This is a genomic window from Bacillus sp. FSL K6-0923 (genome assembly GCF_038630825.1).
Taxonomy (GTDB): domain Bacteria; phylum Bacillota; class Bacilli; order Bacillales; family Bacillaceae; genus Bacillus; species Bacillus pumilus.
Window position 1 is genome coordinate 2,005,476 of sequence record NZ_CP152044.1, and the last position, 22,150, is coordinate 2,027,625.

The 22,150-nt window shown below is 40.4% G+C and carries 24 protein-coding genes, 1 other RNA gene and 1 riboswitch; of the genes, 5 read left to right on the forward strand and 20 right to left on the reverse strand.

All coding sequences use genetic code 11. The features are described 5' to 3' along the window. Positions 1-42: 42 nt before the first annotated feature. A complete protein-coding gene (gene cspD / locus MHI16_RS10070) occupies positions 43-243 on the forward strand; it encodes a cold-shock protein CspD (protein ID WP_003215784.1) in 201 nt (66 codons plus the stop codon). Positions 244-288: 45 nt separating this feature from the next. On the opposite strand, the gene MHI16_RS10075 is transcribed toward cspD, so the two are convergent. From MHI16_RS10075 to MHI16_RS10085, 3 genes are all read right to left on the reverse strand, one after another. After that, positions 289-471 carry a hypothetical protein gene (locus MHI16_RS10075; RefSeq protein WP_003215507.1) on the reverse strand — a complete coding sequence of 61 codons (183 nt, stop codon included), beginning with the start codon at positions 469-471 and terminating at the stop codon, positions 289-291. A gap of 169 nt (positions 472-640) precedes the next feature. Beyond that, on the reverse strand, positions 641-823 hold the full coding sequence (locus MHI16_RS10080) for a zinc-finger domain-containing protein (protein WP_003215998.1): 183 nt from the start codon (positions 821-823) through the stop codon (positions 641-643). 1 nt (position 824) lies between these two features. Further along, positions 825-1,496 carry a ribonuclease H family protein gene (locus MHI16_RS10085; protein WP_061408294.1) on the reverse strand — a complete coding sequence of 224 codons (672 nt, stop codon included), beginning with the start codon at positions 1,494-1,496 and terminating at the stop codon, positions 825-827. Positions 1,497-1,590: 94 nt separating this feature from the next. Between MHI16_RS10085 and MHI16_RS10090 the strand changes: the two genes are divergently transcribed. Genes MHI16_RS10090 through MHI16_RS10100 form a run of 3 tightly spaced genes read left to right on the forward strand, consistent with a single transcriptional unit; the run spans position 1,591 to position 2,847 of the window. Next, positions 1,591-2,280, forward strand: coding sequence for a queuosine precursor transporter (locus MHI16_RS10090; RefSeq protein ID WP_058014855.1), 690 nt, complete (start codon positions 1,591-1,593; stop codon positions 2,278-2,280). A 1-nt stretch (position 2,281) separates the two neighbouring features. Continuing rightward, positions 2,282-2,677, forward strand: coding sequence for a reverse transcriptase-like protein (locus MHI16_RS10095; RefSeq protein ID WP_058014854.1), 396 nt, complete (start codon positions 2,282-2,284; stop codon positions 2,675-2,677). 44 nt (positions 2,678-2,721) lie between these two features. Then, positions 2,722-2,847 carry a hypothetical protein gene (locus MHI16_RS10100; RefSeq protein WP_003215584.1) on the forward strand — a complete coding sequence of 42 codons (126 nt, stop codon included), beginning with the start codon at positions 2,722-2,724 and terminating at the stop codon, positions 2,845-2,847. Between the two features lie 16 nt (positions 2,848-2,863). On the opposite strand, the gene MHI16_RS10105 is transcribed toward MHI16_RS10100, so the two are convergent. The 6 genes from MHI16_RS10105 to MHI16_RS10130 all read right to left on the reverse strand — a co-directional run bounded on the left by MHI16_RS10105 (position 2,864) and on the right by MHI16_RS10130 (position 9,841). After that, positions 2,864-3,751, reverse strand: coding sequence for a 5'-3' exonuclease (locus tag MHI16_RS10105; RefSeq protein ID WP_144462841.1), 888 nt, complete (start codon positions 3,749-3,751; stop codon positions 2,864-2,866). 274 nt (positions 3,752-4,025) lie between these two features. Beyond that, positions 4,026-4,289, reverse strand: coding sequence for a YpbS family protein (locus MHI16_RS10110; protein WP_058014851.1), 264 nt, complete (start codon positions 4,287-4,289; stop codon positions 4,026-4,028). 41 nt (positions 4,290-4,330) lie between these two features. Continuing rightward, entirely contained in the window at positions 4,331-7,930 is a 3,600-nt protein-coding gene (locus tag MHI16_RS10115) for a dynamin family protein (RefSeq protein WP_058014850.1), read from the reverse strand. A 132-nt stretch (positions 7,931-8,062) separates the two neighbouring features. Further along, on the reverse strand, positions 8,063-8,170 hold the full coding sequence (gene fbpC / locus MHI16_RS10120) for a Fur-regulated basic protein FbpC (protein ID WP_306172627.1): 108 nt from the start codon (positions 8,168-8,170) through the stop codon (positions 8,063-8,065). 64 nt (positions 8,171-8,234) lie between these two features. Then, entirely contained in the window at positions 8,235-8,744 is a 510-nt protein-coding gene (locus MHI16_RS10125; protein WP_081042315.1) for an isoprenylcysteine carboxyl methyltransferase family protein, read from the reverse strand. Then, the gene (locus MHI16_RS10130; protein ID WP_058014849.1) at positions 8,741-9,841 is read right to left on the reverse strand and encodes a 3-oxoacyl-[acyl-carrier-protein] synthase III C-terminal domain-containing protein; all 1,101 of its coding nucleotides are present in this window, start codon (positions 9,839-9,841) and stop codon (positions 8,741-8,743) included. The genes MHI16_RS10125 and MHI16_RS10130 overlap by 4 nt, the downstream gene beginning before the upstream one ends. Before the next feature lie 570 nt (positions 9,842-10,411). On the opposite strand from MHI16_RS10130, the gene MHI16_RS10135 reads away from it, so the two are divergent. Further along, the gene (locus tag MHI16_RS10135; protein ID WP_268467664.1) at positions 10,412-11,266 is read left to right on the forward strand and encodes a polysaccharide deacetylase family protein; all 855 of its coding nucleotides are present in this window, start codon (positions 10,412-10,414) and stop codon (positions 11,264-11,266) included. 191 nt (positions 11,267-11,457) lie between these two features. On the opposite strand, the gene pbuX is transcribed toward MHI16_RS10135, so the two are convergent. From pbuX to MHI16_RS10190, 11 genes are all read right to left on the reverse strand, one after another. Next, positions 11,458-12,777, reverse strand: coding sequence for a xanthine permease PbuX (gene pbuX / locus MHI16_RS10140; RefSeq protein WP_058014848.1), 1,320 nt, complete (start codon positions 12,775-12,777; stop codon positions 11,458-11,460). After that, complete coding sequence (gene xpt / locus MHI16_RS10145) at positions 12,774-13,358, reverse strand: xanthine phosphoribosyltransferase (protein ID WP_058014847.1); 585 nt, start codon at positions 13,356-13,358, stop codon at positions 12,774-12,776. Before xpt ends, pbuX begins: the two co-directional genes overlap by 4 nt. A gap of 117 nt (positions 13,359-13,475) precedes the next feature. Beyond that, a riboswitch (purine riboswitch) is annotated at positions 13,476-13,575 on the reverse strand. Between the two features lie 136 nt (positions 13,576-13,711). Continuing rightward, entirely contained in the window at positions 13,712-15,217 is a 1,506-nt protein-coding gene (locus MHI16_RS10150) for a carboxypeptidase M32 (protein WP_058014846.1), read from the reverse strand. Positions 15,218-15,344: 127 nt separating this feature from the next. Next, on the reverse strand, positions 15,345-17,282 hold the full coding sequence (locus MHI16_RS10155) for an ATP-dependent DNA helicase (RefSeq protein ID WP_058014845.1): 1,938 nt from the start codon (positions 17,280-17,282) through the stop codon (positions 15,345-15,347). Positions 17,283-17,356: 74 nt separating this feature from the next. Next, complete coding sequence (locus MHI16_RS10160) at positions 17,357-17,554, reverse strand: hypothetical protein (RefSeq protein WP_003215966.1); 198 nt, start codon at positions 17,552-17,554, stop codon at positions 17,357-17,359. Between the two features lie 106 nt (positions 17,555-17,660). Next, complete coding sequence (locus MHI16_RS10165; protein WP_058014844.1) at positions 17,661-18,815, reverse strand: class I SAM-dependent RNA methyltransferase; 1,155 nt, start codon at positions 18,813-18,815, stop codon at positions 17,661-17,663. A 110-nt stretch (positions 18,816-18,925) separates the two neighbouring features. Then, positions 18,926-19,309: RNase P RNA component class B (gene rnpB / locus MHI16_RS10170), an RNA gene on the reverse strand. Positions 19,310-19,369: 60 nt separating this feature from the next. After that, positions 19,370-19,675, reverse strand: a complete 306-nt coding sequence (gene gpsB / locus MHI16_RS10175; protein WP_012010336.1) for a cell division regulator GpsB — start codon at positions 19,673-19,675, stop codon at positions 19,370-19,372. A 75-nt stretch (positions 19,676-19,750) separates the two neighbouring features. Further along, positions 19,751-20,293 (reverse strand): DUF1273 domain-containing protein, encoded by a 543-nt coding sequence (locus MHI16_RS10180; protein ID WP_199800961.1) that lies wholly within the window; start codon positions 20,291-20,293, stop codon positions 19,751-19,753. Positions 20,294-20,342: 49 nt separating this feature from the next. After that, positions 20,343-20,579, reverse strand: coding sequence for a spore coat protein CotD (gene cotD, locus MHI16_RS10185; protein WP_080984739.1), 237 nt, complete (start codon positions 20,577-20,579; stop codon positions 20,343-20,345). 315 nt (positions 20,580-20,894) lie between these two features. Further along, positions 20,895-22,142, reverse strand: a complete 1,248-nt coding sequence (locus MHI16_RS10190; protein WP_061408316.1) for a ribonuclease H-like domain-containing protein — start codon at positions 22,140-22,142, stop codon at positions 20,895-20,897. Between the last annotated feature and the right edge of the window lie 8 nt (positions 22,143-22,150).

The following is a 22,150-nucleotide window of genomic DNA, read 5'->3' on the forward strand; positions in this document are numbered from 1 at the left end:
TATGCCTAAAGGTATGCTACAGTACTAGGAGGAAAAAGCAATATGCAAAACGGTAAAGTAAAATGGTTCAATAATGAAAAAGGTTTCGGCTTCATTGAAGTTGAAGGCGGAGACGATGTATTCGTTCACTTCACAGCTATCGAAGGTGACGGTTACAAGTCTTTAGAAGAAGGACAAGAAGTTTCTTTTGAAATCGTTGAAGGTAATCGTGGACCTCAAGCTGCAAACGTAACAAAAATCTAATCAACTAAATCAATGATGCAAAATAAAGAGAGGCTTATGCCTCTCTTATTTGATTTTCAGCTGAATTTCAATTGCTAAAATATTTTGCTTCAGTCGTTGTTCAATTTCAGAGATATCTTTTTCGAGAAAAGGTCTTCCCTTCTTTGCCACATCTACAAGTTGCTCTAGATCGCTGTACACCTCTTGAAATGTTCGATGTAATACCGTTTCGAACTCCTTATTATTCATACCGGCCTTCCCCTTTTCCTCTAATATCCGTCACTTAGTCAAAAAGTAACTCAACCAAAACTTTCTATAGTTATATCGGCTCATTTTTCGAAATATGTTCTTTTTTTACACATTCTATCCGTTTTTTTTCAAGAACGGATGTTTGAGCAGGGAAAACCGGTGCGTCCTCTTATTTTTTGAGCAGCGTTTGCCCATATTCTTTTATTTTCTCTCCAACGGTGCATTGCTGTATACAAAAGGAATGGGCATATTTTTTGCCAAATTCTTTTCGAAAATGCTTCTTAATCAAACAATCTGAACAATACGTGTCTTGAAGATCAGTCAATTCTTGTACTGCTGTTTTTTTATCCACATTATTCAGCTCCGTCTGCTTCTAATTTCAATGTACTTTCGATTGGGACGTCTGCAAGAATCTGTCTTGCAAGCTGATCCGCTTCTGCATTTTGTTTCCGATCGATGGCTTCATAGGTTGGCGTCAGCTTCAGCTCTTTTAAAGCCGCTTCAATTCGGTCAAGCCATTTGTTATGTACATCATCATAACAAGGCCATTCTCCTTTTAACTGATTCATGACAACAAGTGAATCTCCTCTAATCGTGACAGAATTTCTGCTTGCTCCTAGATCTTTTAAAACTTTTACTGCTTCAAATAAAGCCGCATACTCTGCTTCATTATTGGTAATTCCTTGGAAAGGCTGATTTTTTCTCAATCGATAAGCGTCTTTTCCTAGCTTATAGTAGACGACAACGCCAAGACCAGAGTCACCTGTTTCTTTATGAAAACTTGCATCAAAATAGACTTGAAGCTGATCAGGCTCAAGCTTTAATTCTTCATTTAGCTTTTCAAGCTCTTTTATAGACCACATAGCCCCTTTTTCATCTTCAAATGACAGAAGAGACTGTGGTTCTTTTTTGTCAATATGTTTAGCTAATCTCAAGGCCTCTTTTAGCTCCAACCAATCTTCTTGGTAAAAAACAATGGACCCAATTGATTTCACTTTCATTGTGTAGTGTGCTCTTAATTTCATTGATCACATCGCCTTCCCGTGCTTTTAAGGTAAACATACGTTATGCTATAATCAAAAAGTTACATTTTACAATGAGAAAGGAAGTTCATGTCACTTGTTTAATGAAGGTATTTGGATCTTATTTGCGATCATTAATTTTATCATTGTTCTTCTATTTTATAAAGGATTTGGCAAGATGGGCCTTTTCGTTTGGATTGGCTTTGCGACGGCTGCCGCTAACTTACAAGTGGTGAAAACCGTTGAATTGTTTGGCTTAACAGCCACACTTGGAAATATTTTGTACGGCAGTGTCTTTTTTGCAACGGACGTGTTGAATGAAAAATATGGACAACATGAAGCGAAAAAAGCGGTATGGATTGGTTTTACGACCCTTTTAACACTAACTGTTGTCATGCAGGAGGCTTTGCTTTTCGATCCTGCTCCATCTGATATCTCACAATCATCGCTGGAAACCATATTTGGTTTTATGCCAAGGGTGGCACTCGGCAGTCTCGCTGCTTATATCATCAGTCAAATGCTAGATGTTTATGTATATTCGTTTATTCGCCGGATATTTCCCTCTGATGGTGCGCTCTGGATGCGCAATGCTGGAAGTACGATGATTAGCCAGCTTCTTGATACACTGATTTTTACGACCATTGCCTTTCTTGGCACGTATCCAACTCAAGTATGGATTGAAATTTTTATCACGACATATGTCATTAAATTTATCGTCGCTGCGATTTCCACACCATATGCGTATGCAGCGAAAAAAATGGTTCCGCTTGATGAAAGGATGAAGTAATTTGCCAGCTGAAATATACATTGATGGTGCGAGTGCAGGTAATCCAGGTCCTTCTGGCATCGGCATTTTCATCAAATATGATGGAAAGGCTGAATCCTTCTCCATTCCTCTTGAATCCATGAGCAATCACGAAGCAGAATTTTCTGCTCTGATCGAGGGGATGAAAATCTGCGTGGAAAAAGGATTGCGTACCGTTTCATTTCGCACAGATTCACAAGTAGTTGACCGCGCAGCCAATGCAGGATTTGCTAAAAATCCAGCATTTCAGCATTTTATTAAAGAGATAATCGAGCTCCAAAGCCAGTTTGATTTATTTTTTATTAAATGGATTCCGAGTAAGGAAAATCAAGTAGCAGATCAGCTCGCTAGAAAAGCGATTCACCTTTCTAAAGGATGAATCGCTTTTTTTCGGTTATGCTAATGTGTGTGAGGTGATACTGATTGGATAAAGAAAATAAAGGTCGTGTCACAAATGGGACAACCCCTCAAGGTGATGCGCAAACAAAAGATAAACAGCCACTATCTCAGCTGGAAAATAGAGCGAAGAAAAGCAATACAAAAAGATAAACCTAAGAGATCGGCTTTAGCTGATCTCTATTGTATTTAAACGATTCACCATCGGTTCGATTCCTTTGATTTGATGGTGCCTTAGCATAGCAGCAGCTCGTTCTTGATTGATGTTCATTTTCGCCTCATCCATTGGACAGCTGAGCGGGACATCACATTTGATCTCTGCCAATAGACGAGAAAGTTTTAAATCTTCTAATCCTGCTTGCATTTTCTTTTGCTGTGCAGCCGTTAGTTCATGGACATTTTCTAACAAACCATCAATCGTTTCATATGTTTGAATAAATTTCAAAGCCGTTTTTTCTCCGATTCCTTTGACACCTGGATAATTATCACTTGCATCACCCATGAGTGCTTTCATATCAATGAGTGCCTTTGGCGAGATTCCCATTTCTTCTTCAAATAAGGCTTTTGTATAATGCTTATAATTGCCAATTCCTTTTTGCATCAAGGCAACAGTCACTTGTTCATTTAAAATTTGCAGTAAATCTTTGTCACCAGTGAGGACAGTCACGCGTGCTTCTTTTTGGTAAAGCGCAGCAAGTGTTCCAATACAATCATCTGCTTCAAAGCCTTTTAAACCAATATTCACAATTCCTAGTTCTTCTGTCGCTTCTTTCGCTAAATCGAATTGCGGAATGAGCTCGACAGGCGCCTCTCCACGATTTGCTTTATAATCTTGAAACAATTCGTTTCGATAGGTTTGACTCCCCATATCCCAGCAGCACACAATATGAGTTGGCTCAAATGTCTGTACAGCTGTTAATAAGTGCTTCAAATAGCCATTCACTCCATTTGTTGGCACACCGTGGTCATTTATCATAAAATTGCGATGGACAGCCGTCGCATAAAACGCTCTGAACAAAAGCGCCATTCCATCTACAAGCAGTACGTGTTTACTCATTCTTATAAACTCCCTTTTCAAAACAATACTCCTATTCTATCACAGAACGCAAAACTAGACATAAAAAAGGCGCCTTCTTCTTTTGGAAAAGAAGAGGCAGCCTGTTTACTTTTGACCATATTGCATTTTTTTCGATTCTGCTTCTGCATAGGACGGCATGTCTTTTTGTTTAGGGTCACGCTCATCCTGCTGCTTTGCCTGTTGCTTTTTTTTCATGATCATTCCCCTTTCTCGGTACATTCATTAAGATGACCAAAAAAGAGAATGTTACTCTTTACTTCTGTTTGCGCTCGACATACTCCCTGACCATATCATTCGTCACAAGCTTTCGCAATGGAACAATACCGCCTCGTGCAAGCTCATTCATCTTCGACGTAATGGCGTTGATCTCGTCTGTTGTAAATGACTCGTTTTGCTCACATTTGACAACAGCCCTCTCTATTGCTTGTTCTCTTTTATGTTCAAGCTCAAGAAAGGACTGGATATGAGCATGCTGCTTTTGTGAGTGTGCGGAAATCTCTTCGTGTACGCTCGTCATTTTGTATCAACTGCTTTCTTTTTTATTTAGTCTACCATGAATCAAATGGTTTTCAACTGGTTCTTCCACTCATTTGTTTGTTCATAAACTTGTTCAATAACGGCCTGCTCTTTGGGATCTGTTGTTAGGCTCGTGATAAATGTTTGTTTTTGTTCACTTAGCTGCTCGAGCGCTTCTGTTTCATATCTTTCCGTAAAGGTCTTCACCATCATATCGTACCTGCTCAGTAATTCTTCTTTTTCTTTATCTGCCCATTTCATGGTTAACTGATGAAGAATGTCTCGAATCGCTTCAATAAACGCAGCCTTACCATTCTGTTCAAAGAAAACTTTCGCTGATTTTTGTTTCTTTAAGAGCGGTTCGAATGGTGTTAGTTCAGCTTCGATTTCAATTTGTTTCAGTTCAGCATTTTTCTCTTCTGGCGGCGACAGCGAGAGAGAAAAGTAAGGGTCTTCTGCACATGCCTTCTGTAATCCTTTCTCCCACTCCTCTTGGAAGTATTGATGAATAAACGATTCCATCCGAATATCAAGCGCCTTTAACTCCTGTATAAATTCAAATTCATAATCCTTTAGCGCCTTCTCAAGCGCTTTTTTCAATTGCTGTCCGAAATTCCCTTGAGATATTCCAGGATAAAAGGCTGTCTTTAACAGATCATTCGCAAATAGTGATAGGCGCTGCACAATATGATAGAGCTGTTCATGTAAGTCCTTTTTCACGCTTTCTGTCACTAGCTTAGATTGTTTTATATGGCTCATTTGATCAAGAATCGCTCCATAGGATGCATCTATCTTTTTCTTTTCCACTTGCTTCTCATCTTCTGAATGATGCAGCGTCGCATGCAGTTTGTCGACTGTTCTACATAATGTACCAGCTTCAAAATATAACAGCTCGATCGCATCTTTCGTTAATTCTTCCTCAATAAAATAGTCGAGCTGCTTTCTAAGCTTTGCGTATTGATTATAAGCTGTCTCTCCATTTCCTTCGATCTCTTCCTTACTGGAGACATGATGAAGGTTTGGGTTTCTTATGCCTTCTTTTGTGAGCTCATTTTTTACATAGTCAAAGACGGTATCAAGCTCTTCTTGATCCTTTGCGAGATCAGCTGCATTGATAATAAAGAACATTTTATCCATGCTAAATGAATCTTTTACAAGCCCAAGCTTACGTAAAAATGACCGATCTGCCTTCGAAAAAGAGTGCTGGTAGTAAGTTAAATAAAGAAGCGCATCTGCGTCCTTCATATATTGAAAAGCAATCTCTGTATGACGCTTATTCATACTACTGGCGCCTGGCGTATCAACAATAGTCAGCCCTTTATCTGTAAGAGGTGTACTCAAATAAACCGTCACTTCTTTCACCACACAAGAAACAGCTTCTTCCGCCACGTATGGCCTCAGTTCTTGAAGGGTGACATGAAGTGGCGTTTGCTTCGTAATGTGATGAAGGAAACGAGTATGTGCCTGTAAAAAATGTTCAACAATAACGCGATGATCTTGTTCAAGCTGTCTTTTTTTCAGGGCTCGTTCGAGCTTGGATGTAAACGTCTCTCCCTTTTCTTCTGAGATCGGAAATCCTAGGATCTGATTGAGCTCCTCTAATATATCCTGTTCTGTTTTGAACACCACTTTGACACTTTCATGCGGATGACCTTCTGCCGGCCGCGTCAGCTTATTAATCGTTGCCGTTGTTGGTGTGGGAGAGGATGGCAGCACCTTTCTCCCGACGAGAGCATTTGCAAAGGAAGATTTCCCCGAACTAAAAGCCCCAAATAAAGCGAGTGTGAATTCTTTCGCTTGCAGCCGTTTTGTTCGTTTTTCAAAGGACTTCCTTTGAGATTGGAGCGCATCTAATGGCAATAAAATCTGAGAAAGCTGCTCAAACTGTGCAATCGACTGTGCCGTCGTGACATGCTGTGACTGACGCATTTGAGGTTGCTCTATCTGCTTGTTCGTTTTTTCTTGGTCGCTCTCTTCAGGATGAATGGTCGCTTGATCCTGCTTTAGCTGGTCATGCTGCATTTGTCTCTTTTTCGCATAAAACCAATCTTCTTCGATCTTTTCATCCGTTCCATTTTGCCATATATCCCATACATGCTGAATATCTCGCTTCATTTGTTCATTTTTTCTGGTGCACTGTTCGAGTGTTTGGAGCTCTTTTGCAGACTGAGCCCATTTTTCTTGCTGTTCTGCTTTATCTTCCATCAGCTTGGCTTTCAGCGACTCCACCATTTGTTCAATCAGTGGCATCACTTGCTGCTTAGCCTTTCTTCTCAAGGCTTCTCCAGCATCTTTTGCATATTGCAGTACGTATTCATTAGAGAACGTTGCTCCATGATGAATCACACTTTCAAGAAGTGATTCTTGTACAGGCGTTTCAAACGCCATCACTTGATTTAATAATTCTTCACCAAGTTGATGTTTCTTGACTTCTTTTTTTAGTAGCTCAGCAATATGCCAGTCCACTTCTGCCTTCATTCTCGCTTTGACATCTGTTAAGAAGTCATTTGCGCGTTTTTCTTTTTCCTGTTCAGTTTTATTTTTAGCAAAAAGCAGTCCCACTTTAAAGCCAGGTGCTTTTGATTCAATATAGCCGCTTGCGAGTTCTCTCATTTTAAATGGAGTGAGGTTGGCATTTTTCAAAATGCTCTCGACTTCAGTAGATACTTCTTCTTCTAACTGTTTGGCCCCATTTTCAATGAAGTGATTTTTCGCTTCCAATTCATTTACTTCTATTCTTTTTTCTTCGAGCTGTGACTCAAGCTCCTCACCTTGCAGGTCTTCTTTTAACGAGTCAATGTGTTCTTTTAAGACATGCTCAATTTTCTGCTCCGTATAAGCCCGAAGTGAGGCCTTCGGCAATGTCTGTAATTCTTGCAGTTTTTTGACTAAACGAATCATTTCATTTCTTGGATGGGTCTCATCGGTTACAGATGTAAAGTATAGATGTTCTTCTTCAATGCCTTCTTTTTGAAGCATATCAACTACTTGATTTTTGTAGTCTTCAAACGCTGTCTCATGCTCATCATGCCGGTCGACTTGGTTTACGATGAAATAAAGATTTGGCACTTTCTCTTTAATGGAGCGAATGAAACGAATGTTTTCTTCAGAATGAACATGGTTGTAGTGAACGACATAAAAGAGAGCATCCGCTTGATGAAGAATAGACGCAGCAGATAAAAAGTGGGCATGATCCGTCGAATCAATTCCGGGCGTATCAATCAGTGCCACTTTTTCTTCAAGTCCTCTATAGTCACCGCTAATTTCCACCATTTCAATCTGTTCTCCGTCCTTACAGAAACGCTGTACTGCTTCTTTATCATAAGAGCCGCTCATTTTTGCAAATCGGCCATCAGAGGTATGAAGCTGAACTTCTCTTTCGCCTTTCCTCACGACGACCAAGTTTGCACTTGTTGGGATTGGGCTCGTTGGCAAAATGTGATCATGAAGCAGATAATTTACAAGTGATGACTTTCCAGCAGAATAATGGCCGGTAAATGCGATATATACTTCTTCTTCTGCTTCCTTTTTGATAATCGATGCAAGTTTGGCTGCGCGCTCATAATCATCCCTTTTGAGAAAGCTTTGATATAAAGCTCCTGTAGTTTGAACGAGCGAATCTCGAATAGACAAGTCTTTCATGACGATAAACCCCTTTGTTTTTAGAAAAGTCAGTTATGTATGTGATACCATTTTACACAAAATAAAGAGATTTTTCTTCTGATCTGGGGAAATAAAAAAATCTGCTGCCCGATCAGTCGCAGTTGACTGGAATCAGGAAGCAGATTTTTTGGAGACACCTTTTAATACGAAGCCAATTAATAGGCTGTATACACACACCGTACCGAGTAAGAAAATCATTGTCATGTGATCACCGTCCATCCTTCATGATTGAGAATGCTTATCATTAATGAAAGTGTAGCACAATTGATAATGATTTTCAATATTAATTTAGCAAATACTGATTTAATGCTTTCTCCTCTGTTTGAATTCGTACAGCCATCATCCATGCATTTAAACATGTAAACAAGATGCCAGTGACATATGCATCAAACAATAGCGGGATCAGTATAAGCTCAATCGCCACGACGACATAGTTAGGGTGTTTCAACCAGCGATACGGCCCTTTTTTTATAATCGTTGCGTTTGGAACGACTAAAATCTTTGTATTCCAGTACGTCCCTAGGGAGCATAAAGCCCAGTACCGAATGATCTGTGTAGCCATCAGCAAAAGGAGCAGTACAAGAAAATACTGGGATGGCCCTTTATGTAAAAGCGTTATCTCAACTATCAGTGAGAGAAAAAAAGCCGTATGCATAGCGACCATATAAGGATAATGACTAGCACCAAATTCAATGGCACCTAGTGCTTTTACTTTCTTTTCATTTCTTTTGGCCACAAGCATTTCAATGAGCCTCTGACAAACGAAAAAACCGATGACAAGCCAAATGATCACGACAAGACATCCTCCCATTTCATAAGCAGCAACTCTGAGGAAAAGCCCGGACCAAGCGCCCCGCAAAGTCCCATCTCCCCCGCTTCAGCAGATTGATGTTCAAGGAAATGCTTGATGACATACAAAACTGTGGCAGAGGACATATTTCCGTGTTGTTTGAGTACTTCTTTTGAAGAAAACAGCTGATTTTCTCGTAAAGATAGACTTTCAACATAGGCATCAATCACTTTTTTTCCTCCAGGATGGGCTAAAAAAACGGACAAGTCTTTAGTTGAATATCCATGTTCCTCTAAAAATTGATCCACCTGCTCTTTTAACCAGCCGGAAATCATCGACGGAATGTCACGGGAGAAAATAACCCGAAAGCCGTCACTTGTAAAATCCCAGCCCATGACATCCTCAGAATCCTTCATTGTGACGGATTGCGTGCTTAGTACTTTAGGGATTGTTTTTAAATGGGCATATTCAAGCGCAGCTTTTTCTCCAGTTAAAAGAACCGCTGCCGTCCCGTCTCCAAATAAGGAGGTGCCGATTAAATTGCTTTTTGATTGATCTTGCGGCTGAAAAGTTAAACTGCACAGCTCACAGGCAACGACAAGTACCTTTGCTTCTGGAAATGCCCTTATGTATTCATAAGCCCGAGACAGCCCTGCCGCACCGCCCCCACACCCTAGGCCCCAGATCGGTACTCGTTTTGTATACGGAGAAAAAGGAAGGACGTTCATAAGCTTTGCATCAAGACTTGGGGTCGATAAGCCGGTACTTGAAATAAAAAACAATGCATCGATCTCTTCAACCGGAACTGGCTTTTTCAGAAACGTCTTCTCTTGAAGACAATGTATGATCGCTTCTTTTGCATGAGTCAAGGCTTTTTCCAAATAGATATTGTTTTTCTCTTCAAAAGAGTGGTGCGTCTGATACCATTCAATGGGCTGCACAAACTGCCTGCTCTTAATTTCTCCATTTTGAAAAGCTCTCAGTAGCCGGTCAATATCTTTAAACGATCGTTTAAATTGAGACCTTGCAAATTCGGCAGCTATTTTCTGATCCACATGATGCTTCGGATGACTCGTTCCAACTGAAAGAATGTACGCCATCGGCTTCACCTCTTTTTTCGGTTAATATCCCCTATCGAAAAAAGGATATACATGCCAAATCGTCACAATTCAGTCAAAACATTTTCCTCCGTCTAACTTTTTGTCTTGACGACAATTGATAAATATTGGATAATATAAATGAAAACATGATGTAGTTTTCCTCCTTCACAGGTTCGTTCCAAGCCAAGCGAACCTGCTTTTTTTATGCAAAAAAACACCTCTAAAAGAGAAGTGTTCAGACCGTAGACCCCCCTTTACTTATACAACACTTTCATACGGAATCTCCCCTTCGCTTCGCATTTATGGTTAAATCTGATGCTATCTTAGCGTATCAATATTAACGTTTCGATCATTATTCAGAATGATTTCATTTAAACATGAATGGATCACCTTTTTTTGCTGATCAACACAAAATAATAACCATAAATTCCTAATTTATTTGAATTTTCTATATTAAAAGGATTTTTTCCACTATATACTTAATCAATATGATCACCAAGAAAAACAGTGAAAAAAGACAGAATCTACTACATGATTCGGCTCAAAATTTAATTGACTGGAGTGATTGTAATGAAAAAGGTTTCCAAAAAAAAGACACCCTACAACACGGTACTTCTCTCAAAGGTAATTGGTTTAGTGCTTCTTACACTGTTTCTTTTTTTTATCTGGGATATGTCTAAAGCCCATTTGCAGGCGACAAACGGGCAAGCAAAAAATGTTGCCAGCAGTGACTTCCGTGACACAAGCATCAATCTGAAAGCAAAAGATCAGTCTACAAGAACATTGGATACACATTTTAAGACCAATCCAAACCAACAGGCAACGAATAAAACGGTCTTTTTAACATTTGATGATGGTCCTTCTGCTACATCAAATCAGCTGTTAGATGTATTAAAAGCACATCATGTGAAGGCGACGTTCTTCATGCTTGGACCGCAAATCCAAGCACACCAAGCAGCTGTGAAAAGACTTTATCAAGAAGGACATCAATTGGGGCTTCATGGCATGACGCATGATATAAACCTTTTTTATCAGAACAGTGAGTCTCCCGCAAATGAAATGAGAGAAGCTCAGCGCATTCTTGCTTCTGTTACAGGCGTCTACGCCCGTCTTGTGAGAACACCCTATGGCAGTGTTCCAAATTTAACATATCATCAAAAAGTACGTTTAAACCAACATGGCTTTATTTACTGGGATTGGACGATTGATAGCCTTGACTGGAGATATAAAAACTCACAATATGTTCCAGAGGTATTGAATCAATTGCAAATGTTTGAGAAAAATAAACCATGGGAACCAAAAGTTATTTTAATGCATGATCAACCCTCTACCACAAACTATTTAGATAGCCTGATTACACAGCTAAAAGCACGGGGCTATACATTTGCAGTCATTAACGAAACAATGCAGCCGGTACAACATTAATAGTGCTAATCACAACAAGCCCGTATCCAAAAGATACGGGCTTTCAGCGTGTAGACAAACCCTCACACGCTCCTTCCTAGGATCCTAGGACTTCAAAGGTTTTTTATCAAGCTAAAAAGAAGACAAAGAGCTAAAATAAAGATCATTTTAGCTCTTTGTCCATCATCTAAACCCCTCTCTTGGAGAGGGGTTTACATAACAGATTGCTTAGGCTCTTCCATCAGGTCCTGCCCGGTTTCTTTTTTAAAAGGAATCATGTGATAAATAATATGAAGTAAAATAGCGGTAAAGCTGCCGGCCACTATGCCATTACTTGTTAATAATTTGATTGATTCTGGCAAATGCTCAAACATTTGCGGCACAACGGTGACACCTAAGCCGATCCCAACTGAGCAAGCGACAATCAGCAGGTTTTCCTGTTTGGCAAAATCCACACGCGAGAGCATTTTAATCCCGTAGGCAATGACCATCCCAAACATGGCAACCATTGCGCCGCCAAGAACTGACTTTGGAATAATCGTCGTAAATGCAGCAATTTTAGGAAAAAGTCCAAATAACATGAGCAATGCGCCTGTCACAACGATGACTTGATTTTTCTTGACCCCTGTCAACTGGATCAACCCAACGTTTTGCGAGTAGGCTGTGTAAGGAAAAGCATTAAAGATACCCCCTAATAACACAGCAATCCCTTCTGCACGATAGCCTTTCGCTAAGTCCTTCTCTTTTAATGACCGGTTTGTCAAATCACCTAGTGCGAAATAAACGCCTGTTGATTCGACTAATGACACAATCGCAACTAACGTCATCGTCATAATCGGTGCAAATTCAAAGGTAGGCATGCCAAAATAAAATGGTTCAATCATACGAAAAACTTGAGCGTTCGCCACCTCAGCTGTTTCCACTTTCCCCATAAATGCAGCGACGCCTGTCCCAAGGAGAATACCGATTAAAATGGCGATCGCCTTCATAAAGCCTGTTGTGAATCGATAGAGCAGCACAATGATAAACAGCACAAGGAAAGCGAGGCCTAAATTTTCAAAAGAACCATAATCAGCACTTCCTTCTCCTCCTGCCATATTGTTCATCGCTACTGGAATAAGGGTAATGCCAATAATGGTGACGACAGACCCTGTCACGACAGGCGGGAAAAATTTCACAAGCTTCCCAAAGAAAAAGGAAAGCAGAATGATGATACACCCCGAAGCGATAATACTTCCATAGATAGACGAAATCCCGTATTTAGAGCCAATCGCAATCATAGGAGAAACCGCAGTAAATGTACAGCCTAATACAACAGGCAGACCGATACCAAAGAAACGATTTTTCCAAACTTGAAGGAGCGTGGCAGTCCCGCACATGAAAATATCTGCTGAGATTAAGTAAGTCAGTTGTGCAGGTGTGAGGCCGAGTGCATCTCCCACAATGAGTGGTACAAGAACGGCACCTGCGTACATCGCCAGCACATGCTGAATCCCTAGCGAGAGTGTTTTGGCTTTTTTAGCTGTACTCATGATTGTACCTCTCGTACAAACGTGACTTTCCCTTCCTCAAGTGATTCAATACGTGCAAGGGATTCGACGCGGTAGCCCATTTGAACAAGCGCATCTCTTCCTGGCTGAAATGACTTTTCAATGACAATGCCAAATCCGGCTACTTTTGCCTTCGCCTGCTTTGCGATTGCGGCAAGTCCTTTAGCGGCTTCACCGTTCGCCAAAAAGTCATCAATGATTAATACACAATCTTTTTCACCGAGATGCGTATTTGAGACAGCGATCGTGCTTTCTACTTTTTTTGTAAAAGAGTACACACTCGCTGTTAATAGATTTTCTGTTAGTGTGAGTGACTGACGTTTTCGAGCAAAGACAACGGGTACTTGAAGAGCTAGTCCAGCCATCACAGCAGGTGCAATGCCCGAAGATTCGATTGTGATAATTTTTGTAATGCCATCATGCTTGAATAAGCTAGCAAACTCTTGCCCGATCTCATGCATTAAGACAGGATCAATTTGATGATTTAAAAAGGCATCTACCTTTAACACTTGATTTGACAGAACGATTCCTTCGTTCTCAATTTTTTGACGTAACAATTCCATCATTCTTCCTCCCAGCATATTGGCAAACATTTTTATTTTTCGCATAAAAAAAGCATTGCTGTCCATGAGGAGCAAGCAATGCGAAAACGATCCACGGATCTTCAGCTCAAACAAGAGCTGTTTCATTTGCTCACTCATAGTCGGACGGTATCGGTGTCCGGTAGAAACTTGCGTGCCATCATCACGCGATTATATGAGTGTTATAGTGTTCAAATTATAACAAGATTTCAGACGCTTGGAAAGCACTTTTCTAGAAAAATACCGAACTTAAATAATAAATCAGATCAAAACGTTCGTTTTTAGAATATTCAAGCATCAAAAAAGCACCCTTCTGAGCAAAGGGTGCCTTTTATTTAAGATAAATACAGTTTCGTATATTTATCAGTTAAATAATCGATTAAATATTGTACATTTAATTCCTCACCAGTTGCATCTTGAATGATTTCAGAAGGCTTTTTGCGTTTTCCATGCTGGTGAACATGTGTTGTGAGCCATTCTTTTATTGGTGCAAAAGACCCGTTTTGAATCAGCTCATCAAAATTCGGTAAATCTTTGATCATTTGGTGCTTTAGTTGCGCCGCATACATATAACCAAGGGCATATGAAGGGAAATATCCAAAGCTACCATCAGACCAGTGAACATCCTGCAAGATGCCGAGTGCATCATTAGGAGGCGTAATGCCAAGATATGCTTTATATTTTTCATTCCACAGTGCAGGCAGGTCTTCAACCGCCACTTCTTCATTGAATATCGCTTTTTCAATTTCATAGCGGATGATAATGTGAAGCGGGTATGTAAGCTCATCTGCTTCAATTCGAATATAAGTTGGCTTCGATTCATTCACTGCATGCACAAAGTCTTCTAAAGAGACATCTTTAAATTGCTCAGGAGACGCTTCTTGAAGCTTTTGATAATACGTTTTCCAGAAGTCTTCATGTCTGCCAATAAAATTCTCAAAGAAAAGAGACTGTGATTCATGGATCCCCATTGATGTGCCATCACATAATAATGTTCCGCTCAGCGCCTCATCAATGTTTTGCTCATAGATGGCATGACCACACTCATGAATGGTGCCAAAGATCGCCATCCGAAAATCATGCTCATCATAACGGGTCGTCACACGAACGTCCCCTCTGCTCAATGTCACAGCAAACGGATGAACCGTTGTATCCAGACGTCCTGCATCAAAGTCATAGCCTAATTCTTTTAAGAAGAAAAGACTCAGTTCCTTTTGTTTGTCGATCGGAAAGCTTTTCGATAAAAATGAAGTATCCGGTTTATGAGGAGAGGCTTCGATTTTTTTCACGAGAGGAACAATGGCATCACGAAGTGCACCAAACTTTTGATCGAGCTGTTCAACCGTCATATCTGGCTCATAGTTATTGAGCAGCACATCATATGGCGTTTGTTTCACGCCCCAATATTGAATAAAACGCTTGTTAAAATCAATGAGCTGTTTTAAGTATGGAGCAAAGAGTGAAAAGTCTGATTTCTCCCTTGCTTCAACCCAGACATGCTCTGCTTTTGATTGTAAAATCGAGTATTCTTTAAATTCTTCTTTCGGAATTTTGCTGTTTTCATCATACTCTTTTTGTGATAATTCGAGCGCCTTTTGTGTATCTTTTGACAGCTCATCTCGGTGTTTATTTAATGCATCAAGAAGATCTCTCATTTCATCAGAAGTCTTCATATTAAAAATATCACTTGATAATTGACCGATCGTTTCAGCTCTGAAATCGGCGCTTTTTTTAGGCGCCTGTGTTCTAGAGTCCCAATAAAGTAAATGGAGCGCCTCCGTATAGTGGGCGATTTTTCCTAGTAATTGATAAAACGCTTTCTCTTGTGCTTCAAGACTCATACGTTTGTTCCCCCAATCGATAAAATATGTATGTACGTTTCAAGGCTACTTCAAGGAATGTTCTTTTGTCAATGAAAAAGGAGGATACGCAGATGGTATCCTCCTCTCTTTTTTCGTTATATATTATTTAAGATGTGATGATTGGCTTTACTGGCAGAACGGATTCAATTTTACTTTGAAGCTCTGTATCTTCCTTACGGTCAAAGTAAATATGAATGGTTCCTGCATCTTGGCTTGTCCGAATCAGTCTTCCAATACCTTGTCGTAAACGCAGCAGCATATACGGAAGGTCGACTTCAGCACGAGCATCCTTTGCTTCATTCCGTTTCGCCTCAAATACCGGATCATGAGGCGGGTAAGGAAGTCCCCAGATGATCACATTTGTTAATGATTGTCCTGGAATATCCAGCCCTTCCCAAAGGTGAACAGAGCATAACACAGATGTCTCATCCGCTTGAAACTTTTGAACAATCGTACTGATTTCCTCGTCTCCCTCAAAGTACACGTCGAAAGGCAGTGATTCATCCGATGCTTCAAGCTGCTTTCTAAAGAAATGAAGTTCATCAAATGAAGGGAACAAAATGAGAGACCGTCCTCCATTATCTTTCAGCTGAGTGATCACTTGCTGTCCTTTTACTTCTTGCTCTTGAAGCTGCTGAATCCCGTGGAAATAAATCTTCATTTGTTCATCGTAATCATACGGCGAAGCGACACTCATTGATAAGTAGTCTTTTATCCCAAGACTTTCAGCTAAATAATCAAAGGATTGATTTTCAGACAATGTAGCAGAAGAGAAAATGTATGGTCTTTTTTGCGAGAATACCTTTTCACCAAGTACCTCTGCGACAGTCTTTGGCATCACAACAAATGTCGTATCTAATTCCTGCTTTTCAAGCCAGCTAATCGCATTTTTTTGATAAAGCGACAGAGAATACGCCATTTGTTCAATGTACTCTTCTACAACAGACAATTCGTATTGATCGATTGTATACATCTCTGATTCAAATACGAGTGCTTCTCCGATTTTTTCAAGTAAATCACACAATTCACTTGCAGAACGCTTCACCTCATCCACCCGGCCAATTTCAAGTCGATGTGAGCCCTTGATTTCTTTGGCATGTGTTTTTAAGAGATAAAAGAACTCATCGTTTGTAGCTAGTGCATCTTCAACGAGCTCGGCAAACTCTTCGCGTATATCGTTTTGAAGCAGGCGCTCTAAAAAGGTTTCGAGCATTGATTGCTTCACTCGGTATGTCAGTGCTTTTTGTGCGGCAAATTCAAGAAGGTGCCCTTCATCAAATACAACAGAGCTATGTTCTGGAAGCAGCGGAAGCTGACCCTCGCGTTTGCGGGATTCCTTCGTCCACACATGCTCCATATAAAAATCATGAGAACAGATGATGAGGTCTGTTGCTTTCCGGTAATGATCTCTTGATAAATTCAAACCACAGCGATGACGCATATCGCACGTCAAGCAGTCCTGAAACGAATCATAGCCAATGCGTGACCATTCATCATTGGATAGCTCTGGGTACTCTTTTCGATCACCATACGGATAAAAATTCTGCATCCCATGTGATTCATGAACAAACGAAGGAAGCGTTTCATAAATATCGAGCCACTTCTCATCATCTTCACGCTGCATGGTTTTCTCTAATTTCTTTAAGCATAAATATTGATCATGCGATTTACTTAATCTCGCATCTATTTGAATATCAAGGTGATTGGCAATTTTATAGATATCACCCTCTTGTTTCACTAGCTGTTCAATTAACGTTTCGTCTGCACATGCAATAATCGCAGGTTTCCCTGTATACCTTGCATATGTGACCGCAAATAATAGATAAACGATGGTTTTGCCTGTGCCTACCCCAGCTTCGGCAAACATCACACTTTTTTCTTTAAAGGCTCTTTCTAGTTGAAAAGCCATGAATATTTGTTCATCTCGAAGATCAAAGCCCTTTTCTGGCAAAATGTCATAGAACACATCACCAATCCAGTTGCCCAGTTCTTCGTAAAAATTATGTTCTTTTGATAATGAAAAAGGCAAACGAGATGCTGTCACCTGCTTCAACCCCCAACTTTTGAATCATTCAGACATTCTATAGTAACATTTATGCTGGGGAATGACAATCTTTTTTATGACCGCAAACGATGTTGGTAGGTTTCCTTCATTAAAAATGCATGCTCAGATCGCTCTATGTAAGCCTGAGCAAGCGCTAAATCTTCGATGGCTGCAGTCAGCTGAGCAGATTGTCCACCTTCTTGCCCTTCAATTTCTTGAGCAGTCGAAGCGAGTGCTTTTTGGATTAACTGAAATTGATCATATTGTATCATGGAGACACCTCTTTTTTTAAAATCAAGTTCAGTTTATTCCGTCCCGTGAAGGTTTATACCTTTCTGCGATAAAAAAAGCCACACCTTCTGTAGGTGTGACCATTTTTTATGATTCAGTTGTCTGTTTTCTAGGCGGGCGTTTTCCCCAATATTGGTAATAGTCTGTTTTAATAAAACCATTAAACAGTTTTCTCTTTTTCGTTGCTTTTCTACCAAAGCACTCTTCGAACTGTTCGTGTGACGTTAAGATGTAAATGGACCATGTGTCTAGGCTTTTAAATGCTTCGCCCATTCCTTGATACATTTTTTCAACAGCTGGTTTATCACTGAGTCGTTCTCCATAAGGCGGATTTCCGACAATCACACCGTAATCTTCTTTTGTTTGAAAGTCTTTCACTTGCATTTGTTTAAACTCAATCAATTCACTTAGTCCAGCTTCTTCCGCATTCATTTTTGCAATGTCTATCATCCGGTGATCGATATCACTTGCAATAATGTGGAGCGGCTGATCATAGTTTGCCTTTTCTTCCACTTCGTGACGCGCTTTGTTCCATACGTCTTCACCAATCCAATCCCATGACTCGGATGCAAAATCCCGGTTAAATCCTGGGGCAATATTTTGTCCAATCATGGCCGCTTCAATAGCGATTGTTCCTGATCCGCAGAAAGGATCAACAAACGGACGGTCAGGTGTCCAATTCGTTAATAGCACGAGTGCAGCCGCAAGGGTTTCTTTAATAGGTGCTCCGCCTTGATCCATGCGGTACCCCCGTTTATGAAGACCTACACCAGATGTATCAAGCGTGAGCACAGCTTTATCTTTTAAAAGGGCAACCTCAATTTTATACTCAGGTCCTGTTTCTTCAAGCCATTCAGACTGTATGTTGTAAGAGGAGATGAGCTTTTGCGCAATCGCCTTTTTGACGATACGCTGACAATCCGGCACACTGGCAAGCTGTGATTTCACAGATTTACCGATGACAGGGAACGTGCTGTTTTTCGGTAAAAAAGCGGCCCAGTCAATCGCCTTTGTGCGTTCAAACAGCTCATCGAATGTTTTTGCCGAAAATTCAGCGACTTGTACCTTTATTCGGTCTGCTGTACGCAGCCAAAGATTCGCACGGCAAATCGCAAGCGCGTCCCCTTCGAAAATCACTTTTCCGTTGTCTACTGTGCATTCATAGCCAAGGCCTCTTACTTCTTTTGCAACAATCGCTTCAATTCCCATTGGAGCCGTTGCGATAAGTGTATAGGTTTTCATTGATTTATCACCTGTTTTCTCGTCCTTTTATGTATTCCAAGATAAAAGCTCTCCATATGTTGAAATAGGAGAGCTTTGTTTTCATCATGTTTATAATAACGGATATAACGTTCTGTAAGCCATGTTTTGTTCCATTGTACTGCAAACGGCAAATGCCTCGTACTCAGGTGGTAATCATCTATCTACAGAATACTCTGTCCTTCTCTCCGTTTGGTTCCTTTGAGAAAGTTCCCCTACCAAGTTTGGGTTTCTCGCTCGAGGGGTTTACCGCGTTCCACTCTCACCATTTCTAGTGAGACTTCGTCACTGTGGCACTTTCAAGGATACTTTGCCATATCCTAAAAGGACGTAGGCATTTTTCCTGCCGTCAGCCTTTCCCAGGCTGCCCCGGCTTATTTTTTCGCCAGGCACGAACACTACGGGCATCTCAGCACCGTGCGAGCATGGACTTTCCTCTGCAATGTCTAAACGCATTGCAGCGATTACCCGAACGTTAATCAACATGCGTTATTATAAACGACAATGACATGACGCACAAGCTTTTTCAGCAAGGCTCAATCATAAAGTTTGCTTCCGAAAACGTGTTTCTCAAGGTTAGATAGTCTTTTTAAAATATCAAAGTTTGTTGTATTAGACTGTGCAGGCTGTCTTTTCCCTTGCTCAACGGCTTCTTCAAGCTGTTTTGACAAATGGAGGTTTTCTTGTTGAAGCTTTTCGATTTCTTGGTTGAAGGTCTCATAGTCTTTAATGACCATATCTAAAAATTTATCGACTTCTTCTTGTTTGTATCCTCTGACACCTGTTTTAAATTCTTTTTCTAAAATTTCTTTCGCAGAAAGCTTTACTTTATCAGCAAGCATCTTTTTCACCTCATATCGTGAATTCATAGTATATTTTTTCAGAAATACGTGACGTTGTCAAATTTTCTCTTGCTTTTAGTCAAAAAACGGATCTTCCGCCTCAACTTGCGCTCTCAAATCATCCATTGTGATGTACATAATGGGGTAATCGGTATAGTTTTCCGCTTCTTTGATCATGTACTTTGGCGAGCCATCATGCTCCGGATCATAAAGGGCGAGGAGTCCATCTGTTTTTTCAATAAAAAAACGGTTCTTTTGTTTAAATTGTGCCGGACTTTCATACGGTCTATGCGTGACACTTTCTACAAAATCGGCCTGTGCAAGAATTCCTTCATACAACTCTTTGTTTTGTTCATTCCAGCGCTCTTCCTGTTCATAAAATGGCGTAATGACGGCAAGTTTTAACGCTGGATACTCCTCTTGAAGCTCAAATACTACTTCGGCCGTCCAGATTTCTGCACCAAGCTGGCCTGATATGAGAACCCACTCGAGGCCATCTTCAATTAAAGCTGTCAGCCTTTTTTGAAGCTCCGCTTTTATGTATTGAAGTGCAGGCTCGTCTTGTTTGAATATCCCAAGCTCAAATGGCTTGTACCCTGTGACAGCAATAATTTTCATTTTTTCACCTGCTTTTAAAAAAAGGGACTTATAAAAGTCCCATTCCACTTTATCTGTTACAGCAAGGTCCACCGCAGTTAAAGTGTTGATGTGTTGCCGGGTCCACCTGAGAAAACGTATGCGGGAAGTAGTGAACATGTTTGAAATTTTGATGGTGAACATTTGTCACATGTTGCGGATGGATATGCGGCACAATTGTTGTTGAATCACTGTGTGTACAGCAATGATTCGTCGGATGAACAATTGGCTGTGTAACATTAGGCTGGCAATGATGATGATGGTACATGTAGCATTCCCCTCTCCTTAATTTTCTTACATTAATAATGTATGAATTAAGAGGTGTACATGTACTAATGCATTAACCTATTTTAAAAGTTTGCAAGGAAAACATCCTTATAGTTTGAAAACACAAAAGCGACCAAAATGACAACAAGAAAAAACAAGTAGAAAAGACCCTTATACATGCTCTACGCTCCTCATTCAATATCTAACGTTATTTTACAGGATTCGTGACTTTTCTACAATAAAAGTGCTAAACAATTTTCATTTTCGGTCGAGAGCCGAACGTTGTCATGTTTTGCGCTTTCCCGGGCAATAATGTTTATTGCCCAGCTTTTCTCAATAGCCGTTTTTTTCGCTTTTCAAGTTCTTCAGTTTCTCGCTGACTTAACGTAGAAAAAGATAATAACGATTCAGTGACAGATAGAGCTGACCTTGCATCTTTTTCACGATGTTCTTGATACTTCGCAAGCTCTATACCCGCTTTTAATGCTAAATGGACATCACTTGATGCAAATAATTTCTCCCAAATTTGAACCGCTTGATCCCACTCGTTTTGTCGTTTATATTGCAAGGAAAGATCATAAGATGCCTGATTCGCATGCTCAAAGTCAGCATTCGTTAATTCCTGCAAATGCTTCGTTGCTTCCTGTACATCACGATGAGCAAGATGCCACCTAGCGAGCGCATATTTCTCATTGTGTTCCTTTACCGCATCCTCAGATAGTATTTTTTTGGATAGGTGAATGTAGAGGCTGATTAACGATAAGACGTCTAGTTCATTATGAGTCAAGATTCCTTCAATCAGCTTCGGATTTTGTTCCTTTAAAAAATGAAAATAAATCATCGGTGCCAAAAACCCCGGCGTGTCGTTTTCACGCTGCACGTGCAGCTCTTCTTTTTCCACAACAGATAGCGCCATTCGTTCATATTTATGCTTCCACAATCGTCTAGATCCGTGCAGAAGATCAAAATGGCCGAATTCAGGAAGTGCAGGGATTTGACCTCGTAAAAGTGTATGTCTCGTTTTCACTTGCGGCCAATCGAATGATTTACCATTATATGTAACTAATGATTCTACGTTTACTTCATCCAGAAAGCTTTTGTAAAGAGCCGCTTCATTTCCTGGATTGGTGAGCAGGTGCTGTTTCACCACCACTTTTCCCGAAAAGACACGTGCGTGTCCAAGCAAGAAGATCATATTTCCCGTACCGCCAGATAATCCTGTTGTTTCAGTATCAAAGAAAAACAGCTCGTGCGGCTCGTACCCTTTAGCCGATAGCGAATGCTGGATGCCGCTTTCGTTCCATTGCTCAATGATTTTCGGCAGTTCCGCAAACGAATAGCGCCCATGCTGATGATCTAATGAGTAGGTAACTTCGCGAATCAGACAAAAGGACTCCTCAAAATGATAAGGAGACACACCTAATGCTTCCCATTCTTTTAAAAATGGGATATTTTCTGAAGTCACAGGCTGAGGTATTCCTTCAGATGTTTTCTGCCGGTTTTCATGTGTCTGATTGTGCGATAGATGCTTTTTCATTCTGTTTAATTTCCCTTTTAAAGACATGAGCAGGT